Genomic DNA, 414 nt, shown 5'->3' with positions numbered 1-414 from the left:
CAGCACGCGCGCGGGCCACGCACGTCGAGGCGCTGACCGCGCGCGTGCTGCGGTACCGGCTGGTCGATCGGTCCGACTACTCGTGCGCCCTGATCGACCTCCGGATCGCGCTCGACCGCACTCGCGACGAGGTGGTGCGGATGCGGCGCGAGAAGCAGCTCGCCGACGAGCGACGGCGCGGCGCACGATGATGAGGTATAGCACCCGATGATCGACCAGGGGACCGCGACGCTGTGGGCGCAGTTGTGAACGTGATCGTGAGCAGGGAGCCGACGATCACGAGACGGTGGAAGCGATGAGTGAGTACAGCGAACGCTCCCAGGAGCTCGCCCGAAAGCTCGGCGAGAAGGCCGCTCGGAATCTCGAACGCTCTGGGAAGATCGTTCGACGATCGGAGACCACCGGGCGGTACAC

1 protein-coding gene is annotated in these 414 nt (G+C 67.4%); it reads left to right on the top strand.

Going from position 1 to position 414, the window contains the following annotated elements; all coding sequences use genetic code 11:
- The coding region (locus tag DTW89_RS19460) for a hypothetical protein (protein WP_161555654.1) at positions 1–191 on the top strand (191 nt) is incomplete at its 5' end.
- Between the last annotated feature and the right edge of the window lie 223 nt (positions 192–414).

The sequence above is a fragment of the Acidovorax sp. BoFeN1 genome, assembly GCF_003345135.1.
GTDB lineage: Bacteria > Pseudomonadota > Gammaproteobacteria > Burkholderiales > Burkholderiaceae_C > Acidovorax > Acidovorax defluvii.
This window is presented reverse-complemented; position numbering and strand designations above follow the sequence as displayed.